The sequence below is a fragment of the Pseudomonas sp. UYIF39 genome (assembly GCF_029963765.1).
Classification (GTDB): Bacteria; Pseudomonadota; Gammaproteobacteria; order Pseudomonadales; family Pseudomonadaceae; genus Aquipseudomonas.
The window spans coordinates 237,324-252,290 of sequence record NZ_JALBYU010000003.1; the positions used below are offsets into that span (position 1 = coordinate 237,324).

Annotated in this window: 14 protein-coding genes; 7 read left to right on the forward strand and 7 right to left on the reverse strand. The window is 58.1% G+C overall.

What is annotated here, in order from left to right:
* Nucleotides 1-320: 320 nt before the first annotated feature.
* The 3 genes from MO767_RS05940 to MO767_RS05950 all read right to left on the reverse strand — a co-directional run bounded on the left by MO767_RS05940 (nt 321) and on the right by MO767_RS05950 (nt 3,377).
* Nucleotides 321-1,979, reverse strand: coding sequence for a cation acetate symporter (locus MO767_RS05940; protein ID WP_282479769.1), 1,659 nt, complete (start codon nt 1,977-1,979; stop codon nt 321-323).
* Nucleotides 1,976-2,287 carry a DUF485 domain-containing protein gene (locus MO767_RS05945; RefSeq protein ID WP_282479770.1) on the reverse strand — a complete coding sequence of 104 codons (312 nt, stop codon included), beginning with the start codon at nt 2,285-2,287 and terminating at the stop codon, nt 1,976-1,978. Before MO767_RS05945 ends, MO767_RS05940 begins: the two co-directional genes overlap by 4 nt.
* Before the next feature lie 238 nt (nt 2,288-2,525).
* Complete coding sequence (locus tag MO767_RS05950) at nt 2,526-3,377, reverse strand: glycine betaine ABC transporter substrate-binding protein (RefSeq protein ID WP_282479771.1); 852 nt, start codon at nt 3,375-3,377, stop codon at nt 2,526-2,528.
* Between the two features lie 300 nt (nt 3,378-3,677).
* Here MO767_RS05950 and MO767_RS05955 point away from each other — a divergent pair, with 300 nt between their 5' ends.
* Nucleotides 3,678-5,273, forward strand: coding sequence for a beta (1-6) glucans synthase (locus MO767_RS05955; protein WP_282479772.1), 1,596 nt, complete (start codon nt 3,678-3,680; stop codon nt 5,271-5,273).
* A 51-nt stretch (nt 5,274-5,324) separates the two neighbouring features.
* Here MO767_RS05955 and MO767_RS05960 read toward each other — a convergent pair whose 3' ends face one another.
* The gene (locus MO767_RS05960) at nt 5,325-5,693 is read right to left on the reverse strand and encodes a hypothetical protein (RefSeq protein ID WP_282479773.1); all 369 of its coding nucleotides are present in this window, start codon (nt 5,691-5,693) and stop codon (nt 5,325-5,327) included.
* Nucleotides 5,694-5,918: 225 nt separating this feature from the next.
* Here MO767_RS05960 and MO767_RS05965 point away from each other — a divergent pair, with 225 nt between their 5' ends.
* On the forward strand, nt 5,919-7,217 hold the full coding sequence (locus MO767_RS05965; protein WP_282479774.1) for a serine/threonine protein kinase: 1,299 nt from the start codon (nt 5,919-5,921) through the stop codon (nt 7,215-7,217).
* Nucleotides 7,210-7,998, forward strand: a complete 789-nt coding sequence (locus tag MO767_RS05970) for a VacJ family lipoprotein (RefSeq protein ID WP_282479775.1) — start codon at nt 7,210-7,212, stop codon at nt 7,996-7,998. Before MO767_RS05965 ends, MO767_RS05970 begins: the two co-directional genes overlap by 8 nt.
* A gap of 65 nt (nt 7,999-8,063) precedes the next feature.
* Here the strand turns inward: MO767_RS05970 and MO767_RS05975 are convergent, their stop codons facing one another.
* The gene (locus tag MO767_RS05975; RefSeq protein WP_282479776.1) at nt 8,064-8,978 is read right to left on the reverse strand and encodes a DUF808 domain-containing protein; all 915 of its coding nucleotides are present in this window, start codon (nt 8,976-8,978) and stop codon (nt 8,064-8,066) included.
* A 134-nt stretch (nt 8,979-9,112) separates the two neighbouring features.
* On the opposite strand from MO767_RS05975, the gene MO767_RS05980 reads away from it, so the two are divergent.
* Complete coding sequence (locus tag MO767_RS05980) at nt 9,113-9,721, forward strand: TetR/AcrR family transcriptional regulator (protein ID WP_282479777.1); 609 nt, start codon at nt 9,113-9,115, stop codon at nt 9,719-9,721.
* 100 nt (nt 9,722-9,821) lie between these two features.
* Here MO767_RS05980 and MO767_RS05985 read toward each other — a convergent pair whose 3' ends face one another.
* Both MO767_RS05985 and MO767_RS05990 read right to left on the reverse strand, forming a co-directional pair.
* Nucleotides 9,822-10,280: a transposase gene (locus tag MO767_RS05985; RefSeq protein WP_282479778.1), complete on the reverse strand. Its 459-nt coding sequence runs from the start codon at nt 10,278-10,280 to the stop codon at nt 9,822-9,824.
* 206 nt (nt 10,281-10,486) lie between these two features.
* Nucleotides 10,487-10,927, reverse strand: coding sequence for a heme-binding protein (locus MO767_RS05990; RefSeq protein ID WP_282479779.1), 441 nt, complete (start codon nt 10,925-10,927; stop codon nt 10,487-10,489).
* Between the two features lie 267 nt (nt 10,928-11,194).
* On the opposite strand from MO767_RS05990, the gene gcl reads away from it, so the two are divergent.
* From gcl to MO767_RS06005, 3 genes are all read left to right on the forward strand, one after another.
* The gene (gcl, locus tag MO767_RS05995) at nt 11,195-12,970 is read left to right on the forward strand and encodes a glyoxylate carboligase (protein WP_282479780.1); all 1,776 of its coding nucleotides are present in this window, start codon (nt 11,195-11,197) and stop codon (nt 12,968-12,970) included.
* Nucleotides 12,971-13,111: 141 nt separating this feature from the next.
* Nucleotides 13,112-13,894, forward strand: a complete 783-nt coding sequence (hyi, locus tag MO767_RS06000; protein WP_282479781.1) for a hydroxypyruvate isomerase — start codon at nt 13,112-13,114, stop codon at nt 13,892-13,894.
* A 50-nt stretch (nt 13,895-13,944) separates the two neighbouring features.
* On the forward strand, nt 13,945-14,835 hold the full coding sequence (locus MO767_RS06005; RefSeq protein WP_282479782.1) for a 2-hydroxy-3-oxopropionate reductase: 891 nt from the start codon (nt 13,945-13,947) through the stop codon (nt 14,833-14,835).
* Nucleotides 14,836-14,967 lie beyond the last annotated feature (132 nt).

A 14,967-nucleotide genomic window follows, 5' to 3' on the forward strand; every position in this document is an offset into this window, starting at 1 on the left:
CGAAGCAGACCGTAGGCGATGCCCCCTGATGTACACCGGAGCGAGGGAACGCGGAGCATTAGCGAGGCGCCGTACGCCGGGGCGAAGCCTTTTGGTTCCTTTTTGGCGTATGAAAAAGGGACTCGCTGTAAGAGCGAAACCGCCAGCCGCCGTCACCGCAGAAACGGATATGTACACCATCAGCCCATCCGACCAGCCATTCCAACGCCTTCGCGGGCAAGCCTCGCTCCTACAAAAGCTAATCCCCCCATAAAAAATGCCCCGATCTCTCGACCGGGGCATTTCTGTTTAACGCAGCTTATATACGCAAGCCTGAAGCCTTAGTGAGCAACCGCCCCACTCGCCCCCAAGCCCGTCTGCGAACGAACAAACTGAGGGAAGAACAGCGCCCGCTCATTGTCAGCCGCAGTCGACTTGTCAGTGATTGAGAAGAACCAGATCCCGATAAACGCAATGGCCATGGAGAACAGCGCCGGGTACTCATACGGGAAGATAGCCTTCTCGTGATGCAGGATCTGCACCCAAATGGTTGGCCCAAGGACCATCAAACCAACGGCACTGATCAGCCCCAACCAGCCGCCAATCATCGCGCCACGCGTGGTCAGCTTCTTCCAGTACATGGAAAGCAGCAGCACGGGGAAGTTACAGCTCGCCGCGATGGAGAACGCCAGGCCCACCATGAACGCGATGTTCTGGCTTTCGAACAGAATACCCAAGCCGATCGCCAGCACACCCAGGAAGACGGTGGTGATTTTCGAGACGCGGATCTCATCCTTGTCGTTGGCTTTGCCCTTCTTGACCACGCTGGCGTAAAGGTCGTGAGACACCGCCGTAGCGCCAGCCAACGTCAAACCAGCCACTACAGCCAGAATGGTTGCGAACGCGACTGCCGAGATGAAGCCCAGGAAGATACTGCCACCCACCGCGTTGGCCAGGTGCACCGCCGCCATGTTGTTGCCGCCCAACAGCGCGCCAGCAGCATCTTTAAAGGCAGGGTTGGTGCTGACCAGCAGGATCGCGCCGAAGCCGATGATGAACGTCAGGATGTAGAAGTAACCAATGAAGCCGGTTGCATACAGCACGCTCTTGCGAGCTTCTTTCGCATCACTCACGGTGAAGAAGCGCATCAGAATGTGCGGCAGGCCCGCGGTACCGAACATCAGTGCCAAGCCAAGCGAGAATGCCGAAACCGGATCTTTCACCAGGCCGCCAGGGCTCATGATCGCCTCACCTTTAGGGTGAACCTTGATCGCCTCGGAAAACAGCAAGCTGAAGTCGAAGTTGACGTGCTTCATGACCATCAGTGCCATGAACGTAGCACCGGACAGCAGCAACACTGCCTTGATGATCTGCACCCAAGTGGTCGCCAGCATGCCGCCGAACAACACGTACATGCACATCAGGATACCGACCAGGATCACGGCAACGTAGTAGTCGAGACCGAACAACAGCTGAATCAGCTTGCCGGCACCGACCATTTGCGCGATCAGGTAGAACGCCACCACCACCAGCGAACCGCAAGCGGACAGCGTGCGGATCTGGGTTTGCCCAAGGCGGTAGGACGCCACGTCGGCAAAGGTGTATTTACCCAGGTTACGCAGGCGCTCGGCGATCAGGAACAGAATGATCGGCCAGCCCACCAGGAACCCGATCGAGTAGATCAGGCCATCGTAGCCAGAGCTGAACACCAGGGCGGAAATACCCAGGAAGGACGCCGCCGACATGTAGTCGCCCGCAATTGCCAGACCGTTCTGGAAGCCGGTGATCTTGCCACCCGCCGCATAGTAGTCGGCTGCCGAATTGTTGCGCTTGGAAGCCCAGTAGGTGATGCACAAGGTCAGACCCACGAACGCGACGAACATCAGGATCGCGGAAACGTTGAGCGGTTGTTTCTGCACTTCGCCGGTCAGGGCTTCACTTGCCCAGACGCCAGGTGCAAAGGCTGCGATGCTCAATAGAGCCATTAGACGCCGGATCATTGCTGAGCCTCCTTGAGAATCGCATTGTTCAGGTCGTCGAATTCGCCATTGGCGCGTCGTACGTAGATTGCAGTCAGGATAAAGGCTGAGAGAATCAGCCCGACACCAATCGGTATCCCCCACGTAATCGAAGACTCGGGGCTGATTTTCGCCCCCAGAATATGCGGCCCGTAAGCAATCAAAAGGATGAATCCGGAGTAAAGCCCAAGCATGATCGCCGAAAGAGTCCAGGCGAACCTTTCTCGCTTACTAACCAGCTCCTTGAAACGCGGGCTGTTTTGAATCGAGAGGTAAATGCTGTCGTTCATTGTTTTTATCCTCGCAGCACAGATGAAGTTGGAACGTTATCCACTCTATGCGGCTGCGAGACTGGTTCCAGACGACCTTAGTATTAGAACGACATGACAGTTTTGCCTTTTTTCAGCAAATATTAATTAGCCTGCTTTGCACCCATCTTCTTTCTACAAGAATGCGCAAATACAAAAGGCCGCTTGATGGTTACACCAAGCGGCCCTGAAAGGTGCCGACTAGAAGCTTCAGCTCAAATCATTTGGTCCAGTCTGCAACGCGTTCCGGGTGTTTGGCCACCCAATCCTTCGCGGCGGCTTCAGGTTTGGCACCATCCTGAATGGCCAACATGACTTCGCCGATTTCGTCTTTCGACGCCCACTGGAAGTTCTTCATGAACTTGGCAACTTCCGGAGCCTTGGTTGCCAGTTCTTTGCTGCCGATGTTGTTTACAGTTTCAGCCGCGCCATAAACGCCTTTCGGGTCGTCCAGGAAGCGCAGTTTCCACTTGGCGAACATCCAGTGCGGCACCCAACCGGTGACCGCAATCGATTCGTTTTTCTTCTCGGCACGGGTCAGCTCGGCAATCATGCCGGCGCCGGAACTGGCCTTGAGTTGATAGCCGGTCAGATCGTAGTCCTTGATTGCCTGTTCGGTCTTGATCATCACGCCCGAGCCGGCGTCGATGCCGACGATGCGTTTTTTGAAGCTGTCGTCGGTTTTAAGGTCTTCAATGGATTTGGCTTTGACGTACTCCGGCACGATCAGACCGATTCTCGCGTCCTTGAAGTTCGGACCGTAATCGACGACCTGATCCTTGTTCTTGGTCCAGTAGTCACCATGGGTCACAGGCAGCCACGCAGACATCATGGCATCGAGTTTGCCAGTGGCCACGCCCTGCCACATGATCCCGGTGGCGACTGCTTGCAGTTTCACGTCATAACCGAGTTTCTGCTTGATCACTTCAGCGGCCACGTTGGTCGTGGCAACACTATCCGACCAGCCGTCGACATAACCGATAGTCACTTCTTTGTTTTCGGCGCTGGCCACAGTAGAACTGATCGCCAGCACCAAAGCGGCACCTGCGCCCAAGAGTCGTCGCATCTTCATCGTTACTTCCCCGAAAGTGCTGCGCTCGACGGATGCCGAGTCGCGTCAACGTATTGTTATGGTGCACAGCGCCCCCATCACGCCCACCGCAAACTCGCCCGAACATCAGCGCGATTTATCGATGAGAGCACTGATGCGTCGATAATCAACCTCAAGACCATGGCGACCTTCTCTGTCAGCGACCTCAAGGCATCGAGAAACGACATCAGAACGCCATTAATCTAGACCACCGGAAGTCCGCCGGCCAACCCGCCCAAACTTTGCATGTCAAAAGTATGCGGGCCACCAAGCACGCGGTAAATGAAGGTAACATGCGCGGCTTTGCTCCCAGACGGCCTGACCATGCCCGCGACATCCCGCTTTCCTTTTTTTGCTTATGTATTCGCCTGCCTGCTGGGGCTTTTTGCCCTTGGTGGCTTCTGGTACGGCCTCGGTAAACCGGTGGTGCTGCCGGACGTGGCCAGTGCGACGCACAAGCTGCAATGCGCCTCCTACACCCCGTTCGACAAGGACCAATCGCCGTTCGATCAGCCGTTCAAGCTGCGCCCCGAGCGCATGGACGCCGACCTCGCGCTGCTGGCCAAAAGCTGCGAATGCATCCGCACCTATTCCATGACCGGCCTCGAGGCCCTGCCCGACCTGGCGCGCAAGCACGGGTTAAAACTGATGATCGGCGCCTGGGTCAACAGCAACCCGGTTGACACCGCCAAGGAAGTCGACCTGCTGATCGCCTCGGCCAACGCCAACGCGGACGTGGTGACCTCGGTGATCGTCGGCAATGAAACCCTGCTGCGCAAGGAAGTCACCGGCGCGCAACTGGCCAAGCTCATCAATAAAGTCAAAAGCCAGGTCAAACAACCTGTCACTTACGCCGACGTCTGGGAGTTCTGGCTCAAGCACCCGGAAATCGCCCCGGCGGTGGATTTCCTGACCATCCATTTGTTGCCGTACTGGGAAGATGACCCGTCGAATATCGACGCCGCCCTGCAGCATGTGGCCGAAGTACGTCAGGTGTTCGGCAACAAGTTCGCACCCAAGGATGTGATGATTGGCGAAACCGGCTGGCCCAGTGAAGGCCGTCAGCGTGAAACCGCCCTGCCGAGCCGGGTCAATGAAGCCAAGTTCATTCGTGGTTTTGTCATCATGGCGGAGCAGCAAGGCTGGCATTACAACCTGATCGAAGCCTTCGACCAGCCGTGGAAACGCGCCAATGAAGGTGCGGTCGGTGGTTACTGGGGGCTGTTCGATGCCGATCGCCAGGACAAAGGTGTGCTCGCCGGTCCGGTGTCGAACGTGCCCTACTGGACGCAGTGGCTGGTGGTGGGTGGTTTGATCTTCCTTGGCACGTTGATCCTCGGCGGCCGTGTACGCAGCACTCGCGCAGCGCTGGTTCTACCGCTGCTCGGTGCGCTGGCCGCTTGCTCGATTGGCGCCTGGGGCGACCTGGCCCGTGTCACTACGCGGTTTACCAGTGAATGGTTGTGGGTCGCTTTGCTGACGGCTTTGAATGTGTTGGTGCTGGCCCATGCGGCACTGACCCTGAGCGCTCGCACCGGCTGGCGTGAACGGGCGTTCAATGCGCTGGAACGTCGGGCGGGCTGGTTGCTCGCGGTGGCCGGGTTTGCCGCTGCGGTGACGATGCTGGAGCTGGTGTTCGATCCGCGTTATCGCAGCTTCCCGAGTGTCGCATTCATCCTGCCGGCGCTGGTCTATCTGTGCCGCCCGGTGAGCGTGGCGCGTCGGGAGATTGCCCTGCTGACCTTCATCATCGGTGCCGGTATTGCGCCGCAGCTTTATCGTGAAGGGTTGCAGAATCAGCAAGCCTGGGGTTGGGCGCTGGTGAGTGTGTTGATGGTTGCAGCGTTGTGGCGCAGTTTGCGGGTTCGCAAGGGGTAATCGGCAAAGCAGGATCAAAAGATCGCAGCCTGCGGCTGCGATCTTTCTGCATCAGGCGACGCGGCTTTCCCGGACCAACCGCAACCCGGCAATCACGACCGCAAAAACAGCCAAAGTCGTGTTGTACAACGCCAGCGCCGGAAACCCGAACACCAGCGCCAGCACCGCCAACCACCACCCTGCACGACCCGGTAGCACAAAACCGATAACGGCTGCCGCCAATGCCGCGAAGCCCAAGACATTGAAGTGAATCATCAGGCCCAGGCTCGAACGAGCCTGGCATTCCCAGCGACTCGCTTCGTCCACGCAGACGCCAACCCATTGAGCATCCTCCATGAAGCCATATCGCGCGCCATAACTGGCGGCCAGCCATAACGGCAGGAGAACGAGCAGCAGAATCACAGGCAAACGGCGGGACATGAAGCACTCCAATAAACGAAAAACGGCGGCCAGCTTAATCCCCCGCCAGCGGTAAGCAAACGCGCGTAAGAGATAATTGGTCACGAAATAGCTGCAAAGTGTATCGTCCAGCTACTATTACTCCGAAATTAGGTCTGATTGGTGCCGACCCATGGCACTTTGACGCAAACCCCGTGGTCATAGCCTGCGAACTTCATTCGGCACCTTTCTCTAAGGGATCTAGTCATGCTCCGTTCCTTGCGCTTCGCCGCCCTGTTTGGCGGCCTTATTTTGAGTGCGTCCGCACTGGCCGTCGATATCGACGCGGCCAGCTATGGCTACCCCTTGACCAACCCATTTGAGGCGACCATCGCGACGACACCGCCGGACCTGCGTCCGGAGTTGCCGCTGGACGATGACATCGATCAGCAAACCCGCAGCGTCAGGTTACGCCCGGAGCGTGAGTTCGATTTGCCAGACAACTTCTGGCCGGTGAAGAAACTCACCTACCGCATCGCCACCCAGGATAAAGCCGCTCCGCTGATTTTCCTTATCGCCGGCACCGGCGCGCGCTATGACAGCAGCCTTAACGAATACCTGAAGAAGCTCTACTACAAGGCCGGCTACCACGTGGTGCAACTGTCGTCGCCCACCAGCTTCGACTTCATGAGCGCCGCCTCACGCTTTGCCACGCCCGGCATCACCAAGGAAGACGCCGAAGACATGTACCGGGTGATGCAGGCCGTGCGGGCACAAAACCCGAATGTGCCCGTCACTGATTACTACCTGACCGGCTACAGCCTGGGTGCACTGGACGCGGCATTTGTCGCACACCTGGATGAAACCCGCCGCAGCTTCAATTTCAAGAAAGTCTTGCTGCTCAACCCGCCGGTCAACCTCTACACCTCGATTACCAATCTGGACAAGCTGGTCCAGACCGAGGTCAAAGGCATCAACAACAGCACAACATTCTATGAACTGGTGCTGAACAAACTGACCCGCTACTTCCAGCAGAAAGGCTACATCGACCTCAACGATGCCCTGCTCTACGACTTCCAGCAGTCCAAGCAGCACCTGAGCAACGAACAGATGGCCATGCTGATCGGCACTTCGTTCCGCTTCTCGGCAGCCGACATTGCCTTCACCTCGGACCTGATCAACCGTCGCGGTCTGATCACTCCACCGAAATATCCGATCACCGAAGGCACCAGCCTCACGCCGTTCCTCAAGCGCGCGTTGCAATGCGACTTCGACTGCTACATCACCGAGCAAGTCATTCCGATGTGGCGCGCCCGCACCGACGGCGGCAGCCTGCTGCAACTGATCGACCAGGTCAGCTTGTATGCACTGAAGGATTACCTGCACGACAGCCCGAAAATCGCCGTCATGCACAACGCCGACGACGTGATTCTCGGCCCTGGTGACCTCGGTTTCCTGCGCAAGACCTTTGGCGATCGTTTGACCGTTTATCCACTGGGCGGCCATTGCGGCAACCTTAATTACCGCGTCAACAGCGACGCCATGCTGGAGTTCTTCCGTGGCTAAATATCTCCTGCTTATCGCAGCGTTACTCTGTGCAGGCGTCGCCAATGCCGACAACAGCAAAGCCAACGCACCGGTTGTGATTGACAGCGACGGCTTCAAGGAGCCGCTGAGCAAACTCAAATTCAACCTGGGGCTGGATCAGCGCGAGTTCGAACGCTCGACGCTTAGCGCGCTGGCCGTCTACGACCCGCTGGAAGAGTGGAACCGCCGCGTTTACCACTTCAACTACCGCTTCGACCAATGGGTGTTCCTGCCAGTGGTCGATGGTTATCGCTACATCACGCCGAGTTTCCTGCGCACCGGCGTCAGCAACTTCTTCAACAACCTCGGTGACGTGCCGAACCTGTTGAACAGCCTGCTGCAGTTCAAGGGTCAGCGCTCGATGGAAACCACCGCACGCCTGCTGCTCAACACCACCATCGGCATCGCCGGCTTGTGGGACCCGGCCACCTCTATGGGCCTGCCGCGCCAGAGCGAAGATTTCGGCCAGACGCTGGGCTTCTACGGTGTACCGGGCGGCGCCTATTTCGTATTGCCGATCCTCGGACCTTCCAACATCCGCGACACCGGGGGCCTGGCGGTCGATTTCACCGCAGAGTCGGCGATCAACTTCCTGAACGTCTCCAACGTCAGCGAAAACCACCCGGAAATCTGGGTCCTGCGTGGTATCGACAAGCGCTACCAGAACAGCTTCCGCTATGGCCAGCTGAACTCACCATTCGAGTACGAGAAAGTGCGCTACGTGTACACCGAGTCGCGCAAGTTGCAGATCGCCGAGTAAATTCATCGGCGACAAAAAAGGCCATTCGATGCGAGTCGAATGGCCTTTTTTCATTTCGCTGAGGATCAGCTTCTGACGGTTTTCCAGAGTTTGCTGACAACCATCACAGCCGCCAACACCACCGCACCGGCCACAATCCCCGCCACCGCATTCAGCAACGTAGGCACGATAAACCCGGCACCACCCGCACCCGCGCTGACGCTTTCAATCCAGTGATGAACCATCGGCACACCGTGGGTAAGAATTCCGCCACCCACCAGGAACATCGCCGCCGTGCCGATCACCGACAGGCTTTTCATCATGTACGGCGCGGCTCGCAGAATGGCGTCGCCGATGCTCTTGGCCATCTGTCCAGGTTTCTGGGTCAGCCACAGACCGAGGTCGTCGAGTTTGACAATGCCGGCCACCAGGCCATAAACGCCGATGGTCATGACGATGGCAATGCCCGAAAGCACGATGACTTGCTGGGTCAGCGGAGCATCTGCCACGGTGCCCAGGGTGATTGCGATGATTTCCGCAGAGAGAATGAAGTCGGTGCGGATGGCGCCTTTGATCTTGTCCTGCTCGAACGCCACCAGATCGACCGCCGGATCAGCCACGGCCTCAACCAGCTCTGCATGCTCGGCCTGGTCTTCAACCTTGCTGTGCAGGAATTTATGGGCCAGTTTCTCGAAACCTTCGAAACACAGGTACGCGCCACCGACCATCAACAATGGCGTGACCAGCCACGGAATGAATGCACTGATCGCCAAGGCCGACGGCACCAGGATCAGCTTGTTGAGAAACGAGCCCTTGGCCACCGCCCACACCACCGGGATTTCCCGCTCGGCACGCACACCGGAAACCTGTTGGGCATTGAGCGCCAGATCATCGCCAAGCACGCCAGCAGTCTTCTTGGCGGCCATTTTGGTCATCAACGCCACATCGTCGAGTACCGCAGCGATGTCGTCGATCAGCACCAGCAAACTGCTTCCTGCCATGAATCAGGTGTCCTTCTTGAATGAATGCCGCGCAGCATAGCGCGACCCAACGTGCGGCGGGGCATTCTTGAGCGCCGCGCGAGGCCGGTGCTACCATGCGCAACCGCCAGAACAGGCAAGGAACCCCCTGGTTTATGAGCACTATCCGCGAGCGCAACAAACAACTGATCCTGCGTGCCGCCAGTGAAGAATTTGCCGACAAGGGCTTCGCTGCGACCAAAACCAGTGACATCGCAGCCAAGGCGGGATTGCCCAAGCCCAACGTCTACTACTACTTCAAATCCAAGGAAAACCTCTACCGAGAGGTCCTGGAAAGCATCATCGAACCAATTCTGCAGGCCTCGACACCGTTCAACGCCGATGGCGTGCCGAGCGAAGTGCTGAGCGGGTACATTCGCTCGAAAATCCGTATCTCCCGCGACCTGCCCTTCGCCTCCAAGGTTTTTGCCAGCGAAATCATGCACGGCGCCCCGCACCTGAGCGCCGATCTGGTTGAACGGCTCAACGGCCAGGCCAAGCACAACATCGACTGCATCCAGACCTGGATCGACCGCGGCCAGATTGCCCCGATCGACCCCAACCACCTGATGTTCAGCATCTGGGCCGCGACCCAGACCTATGCTGACTTCGACTGGCAGATTTCCGCGGTGACCGGAAAGGCCAAGCTCGATGAGGCTGATTATGAAGCGGCGGCGCAAACGATTATCCGGTTGGTGCTCAAGGGGTGTGAGCCGGATCAGTGAGACAGCGCCGCGGCTATCGTAAGCGGGCTCACTCCTACATTTGGAATGCATTCCCCTGTAGGAGTGAGCCTGCTCGCGATCGAGGCGAATCGGTCCCTACTCAAACCCAAATCGCATCCCACAACGGATAATCGCCCAGCTTCTCAACCAGTCCAGCCCGCAATGGGTTGGCCACAACATACCGCGCCACCTTCACCAAATCCTCTTCCCGCCGAAGTGCCCGATCATGGAATCCTCTCTGCCAGAGGCTGGCATTTCGACCGGTACGCTGCTTCACCGCTTTGGTACTCATCGACTTGGTCTTTTGCATCAACTCGCTCAAAGAGCCCTGCTGTAATTCAATCAACCAATGAAAATGATCGGGCATGACTACCCACGCCAGTGAGTTCGCCAAGCCTAGATTCTGAGCATTTCGAAATTGATCGACGACCAGCCTGCCCAAGGCAAAATCCTTGAAAACCGGAGTCCTGTTCAGCGTATTTGTGGTTAACAAGTAGATTCGACTGGCTTCGGCATAGCGCCCGACTCGCAATCGGTGTGCAGCAGGTAATTCCGGCATTCCTTGCCTCCCATCAGGTCAGGAGAAGGCTAGTCCTGTGGATTCAGAAAGACGGGACAAACTTTTGGCTGGATGTGTCTGGCAGATAGCTATCGCGAGCAGGCTCACTCCTACAAGGGATTTGTGGTGTTCAGACATTTTGTGTCCAACCCCGATACTTGTAGGAGTGAGCCTGCTCGCGATAGCGATTAGTCAGTCACCCCAAATCAAGCCGTCACCCCCGCATCCGCGTGCAGCCCCAACGCCTCGATTGCGTTGATCGCACACTGCTCATCAACATCCGAGAGATCACCGCTGATACCCACCGCCCCCAGCACGTTCCCTTCCTGATCCCGAATCAATACACCGCCCGGTGCCGGGACAACACTCCCCTGCCCCAGACTATTCAAAGCGGCGATAAACGCCGGTCGTTGTTGTGCGTCCAGCGCCAGCAGGCGTGAGCCTTTGCCCAGGGCGATGGCGCCCCAGGCTTTGCCGATGGCGATCTGCGGGCGCAACAGGCTGGCGCCGTCTTCACGCTGCAGGGTGACCAAGTGTCCACCCGCATCCAGTACTGCGATGGTCAATGGAGCTGCCGAGATTGCACGCCCCGCGGAGATAGCCTGATTGGCCAGGTTGACTGCGACTTTCAAGGTTAAAGCGCTCATGGTGCCGTCCTCATTTTGTTATAGGGAAAGCTGCTGGACTGCGTTTTGCTCAGCAGTCCGATGCAACAAATAGAACACAATAGATTATTTATTTGTATACAATAATTCTCGAAAAGCGCCACATGCGACGAAAAGCCACAGCAGAACGGGCTTCCGACGAATGAAACGGCCGCTTGAGAAAATGGATTGACCTGCGCCGTCCGCCGTGAATACACTCTGCGCAAAGCCACTTGTATACAATTACAAAACGTACGAGGCACCAAAACCATGAGCAAAATGAGAGCAATCGAAGCCGCCGTTCTGGTGATGCGCCGTGAAGGGGTTGATACCGCTTTTGGCATCCCGGGCGCCGCGATCAACCCGCTGTACTCCGCCTTGCAGAAGGTCGGTGGCATCGATCACGTCCTCGCTCGCCACGTTGAAGGCGCTTCGCACATGGCCGAGGGTTACACCCGCACCAAGGCTGGCAACATCGGCGTGTGCATCGGCACTTCCGGCCCGGCCGGTACCGACATGGTCACCGGGCTCTACAGCGCCTCGGCCGACTCGATCCCGATTCTTTGCATCACCGGCCAGGCACCCCGGGCCCGTATGCATAAGGAAGACTTCCAGGCTGTCGACATCACCGCGATCGTCAAACCAGTGACCAAGTGGGCAACCACCGTCATGGAACCGGGCCAGGTGCCTTACGCGTTCCAGAAAGCCTTCTACGAAATGCGCTCCGGCCGTCCAGGCCCGGTGCTGATCGACCTGCCGTTCGACGTGCAGATGGCTGAAATCGAATTCGACATCGATGCCTACGAACCACTGCCACTGGCCAAACCAACCGCTAATCGCGTGCAAATCGAGAAGGCCCTGGCCATGCTCGATCAGGCCGAACGTCCGTTGCTGGTGGCCGGTGGCGGCATCATCAATGCCGACGCCAGCGAATTGCTGGTGGAGTTTGCCGAGCTGACCGGTATCCCGGTGATCCCGACCCTGATGGGCTGGGGCACCATTCCGGACGATCACCCATTGATGGTCGGCATGGTCGGTCTGCAAACCTCGCACCGCTACGGCAACGCCACGATGCTCAAATCCGACCTGGTGTTGGGTGTCGGTAACCGTTGGGCCAACCGTCACACCGGTTCGATCGACGTTTACACCGAAGGCCGCAAGTTCATTCACGTCGACATCGAACCGACCCAGATCGGCCGCGTGTTCACCCCGGACCTGGGCATCGTTTCCGACGCCGCTGCCGCGCTGACCGTGTTCATCGAAGTCGCTCGCGAATGGCAAGCCGCCGGCAAGCTGAAAAACCGCAGTGCCTGGTTGCAAGACTGCCAGCAGCGCAAATCCAGCCTGCAGCGCAAGACTCACTTCGACAACGTGCCGGTCAAGCCGCAGCGGGTTTACGAAGAGATGAACCAGGTGTTCGGCAAAGACACGTGCTACGTCAGCACTATCGGTCTGTCGCAGATTGCCGGCGCGCAGTTCCTGCACGTCTACAAACCGCGTCACTGGATCAACTGCGGTCAGGCAGGTCCTCTGGGCTGGACCATTCCGGCAGCGCTGGGCGTGGTCAAGGCTGATCCGACCCGTAAAGTTGTGGCGCTGTCGGGCGACTATGACTTCCAGTTCATGATCGAAGAATTGGCGGTGGGCGCGCAGTTCAAGCTGCCGTACATCCACGTCGTGGTGAACAACTCGTACCTGGGGCTGATCCGTCAGTCTCAGCGCGGTTTCGACATGGACTATTGCGTGCAGCTGTCCTTCGACAACCTCAATGCTCCGGAACTCAACGGTTACGGTGTCGACCACGTCGCGGTCGCCGAAGGCCTGGGCTGCAAGGCGCTGCGTGTGTTCGAGCCGAGCCAGATCCAGCCTGCCCTGCGCAGGGCTCAGGAGCTGATCGAAGAGTTCAAGGTGCCGGTGATCGTCGAGATCATTCTGGAGCGCGTGACCAACATTTCCATGGGCACCGAGATCAACGCCGTCAACGAATTCGAAGACTTGGCGCTGGTCGGCAACGATGCGCCAACCGCGATTTCGATGCTCGATTAATTTGACCTGATACCTGTAGCAGCTGCCGAGGCACGAGGCTGCGTTGCGTGTCCGCAGGACCGCTCGGGGGCTGCTTCGCAGCCCAACGCAGCCTCGTACCTCGGCAGCTGCTACAGGCACCTAGTTTTACAGGAGACCACCATGCCGCGTTTCGCAGCCAACCTGTCCATGCTGTTCACCGAGCAGGATTTTCTTGCCCGTTTTGAAGCTGCCGCCAAGGCCGGCTTCAGTGGTGTCGAATACCTGTTCCCTTACGACTTCAGCTCCGCCGAGATCAAAGCCAAGCTCGATGCAAATGGCTTGACCCAGGTGCTGTTCAACCTGCCGGCCGGTGACTGGGCCAAGGGCGAACGCGGTATCGCGTGCCTGCCGGACCGGGTTGAAGAGTTCCGCGCTGGTGTCGACCTGGCGATTGCCTACGCGAAAGTGTTGGGCAACACCCAGGTGAACTGCCTGGCCGGTATTCGTCCACAAGGCATCGACGATGCCTCCGTGGAAAAAACCTTCGTCGACAACCTCAAGTACGCGGCCGACAAGCTGCAAGCGGCGGGCATCAAACTGGTGATGGAAGCGATCAACACCCGCGACATCCCGGGTTTCTACTTGAACAACACCGCGCAAGCCCTGTCGATTCGCGAACAGGTCGGCAGCGCCAATCTGTTCCTGCAATACGACATCTACCACATGCAAATCATGGAGGGTGACCTGGCTCGCACCATGGCTGCGCACCTGGGCGAGATCAACCACATCCAGTTGGCCGATAACCCTGGGCGCAACGAACCGGGCACCGGTGAAATCAACTACCGCTTCCTGTTCGAACACCTGGACCGCATCGGTTATCAGGGTTGGGTTGGCTGCGAATACAAGCCGCTGACCACCACTGAAGCAGGTCTGGGCTGGTTGAAAACGCATAACGCGATTTGAAGCGCTCCCCGTCTATGAGGGGGCAGCAATAAAAACAAGAGGAATTTCTCATGGCTAAAATCGGATTTATCGGCACCGGCATCATGGGCCACCCAATGGCGTTGAACCTGCAAAAAGCCGGTCACAGCCTGTTCCTGTCGGCGCACCACGACCCTGCGCCTGCTGACCTGATTGCCGGCGGCGCTGTCGCCCTGGCGAACCCGAAAGAAGTCGCGCAAGAAGCCGAATTCATCATCGTCATGGTGCCGGATACCCCGCAGGTCGATGACGTGCTGTTCCGCGCCGACGGTGTTGCGGCCGGTGTTGGCAAAGGCAAAGTCGTGATCGACATGAGCTCGATCTCGCCAACCGCCACCAAAGCCTTCGCTGCCAAAATCAACGAAAAAGGCGCTCAGTACCTCGACGCGCCAGTGTCCGGCGGTGAAGTCGGCGCCAAGGCCGCGACCCTGAGCATCATGGTCGGCGGCGATGCCGATGCCTTCGAACGCGTTCTGCCGCTGTTCCAGGCGATGGGCAAGAACATCACCCTGGTGGGCGGCAACGGCGACGGTCAAACCGCGAAAGTGGCGAACCAGATCATCGTTGCACTGAACATCCAGGCCGTGGCCGAAGCCCTGCTGTTTGCTTCGAAAAACGGTGCTGATCCAGCCAAGGTGCGCGAAGCACTGATGGGTGGTTTCGCGTCATCGAAGATCCTCGAAGTGCACGGCGAGCGCATGATCAAAGGCACCTTCGACCCGGGCTTCCGCATCAGCCTGCACCAGAAGGACCTGAACCTGGCCCTGGCCGGCGCACGCGAGTTGGGCATCAACCTGCCGAACACTGCCAACACCCAGCAAGTGTTCAGCACCTGCGCGGCCATCGGCGGCAGCAACTGGGACCACTCGGCGCTGATCAAGGGCCTGGAACACATGGCGAAATTCTCGATTCGCGATAAATAAGCCCCGCCCCACCCTGTAGGAGTGAGCCTGCTCGCGATGGAATCAGCGCGGTGTACCTGACACACCGCGTCGCCTGAATCGCGAGCAGGCTCACTCCCACAGTGATATGTGTTGCCCTTTCAAATAACAAGA

Excerpts from the sequence above, each read along its gene's own strand:
- MO767_RS05940 (WP_282479769.1), bottom strand. The coding sequence starts at position 1,979 with ATGATCCGGCGTCTAATGGCTCTATTGAGCATCGCAGCCTTTGCACCT.
- MO767_RS05945 (WP_282479770.1), bottom strand. The coding sequence starts at position 2,287 with ATGAACGACAGCATTTACCTCTCGATTCAAAACAGCCCGCGTTTCAAG.
- MO767_RS05950 (WP_282479771.1), bottom strand. The coding sequence starts at position 3,377 with ATGAAGATGCGACGACTCTTGGGCGCAGGTGCCGCTTTGGTGCTGGCG.
- MO767_RS05955 (WP_282479772.1), top strand. The coding sequence starts at position 3,678 with ATGAAGGTAACATGCGCGGCTTTGCTCCCAGACGGCCTGACCATGCCC.
- MO767_RS05960 (WP_282479773.1), bottom strand. The coding sequence starts at position 5,693 with ATGTCCCGCCGTTTGCCTGTGATTCTGCTGCTCGTTCTCCTGCCGTTA.
- MO767_RS05965 (WP_282479774.1), top strand. The coding sequence starts at position 5,919 with ATGCTCCGTTCCTTGCGCTTCGCCGCCCTGTTTGGCGGCCTTATTTTG.
- MO767_RS05975 (WP_282479776.1), bottom strand. The coding sequence starts at position 8,978 with ATGGCAGGAAGCAGTTTGCTGGTGCTGATCGACGACATCGCTGCGGTA.
- MO767_RS05980 (WP_282479777.1), top strand. The coding sequence starts at position 9,113 with ATGAGCACTATCCGCGAGCGCAACAAACAACTGATCCTGCGTGCCGCC.
- MO767_RS05985 (WP_282479778.1), bottom strand. The coding sequence starts at position 10,280 with ATGCCGGAATTACCTGCTGCACACCGATTGCGAGTCGGGCGCTATGCC.
- MO767_RS05990 (WP_282479779.1), bottom strand. The coding sequence starts at position 10,927 with ATGAGCGCTTTAACCTTGAAAGTCGCAGTCAACCTGGCCAATCAGGCT.
- gcl (WP_282479780.1), top strand. The coding sequence starts at position 11,195 with ATGAGCAAAATGAGAGCAATCGAAGCCGCCGTTCTGGTGATGCGCCGT.
- hyi (WP_282479781.1), top strand. The coding sequence starts at position 13,112 with ATGCCGCGTTTCGCAGCCAACCTGTCCATGCTGTTCACCGAGCAGGAT.
- MO767_RS06005 (WP_282479782.1), top strand. The coding sequence starts at position 13,945 with ATGGCTAAAATCGGATTTATCGGCACCGGCATCATGGGCCACCCAATG.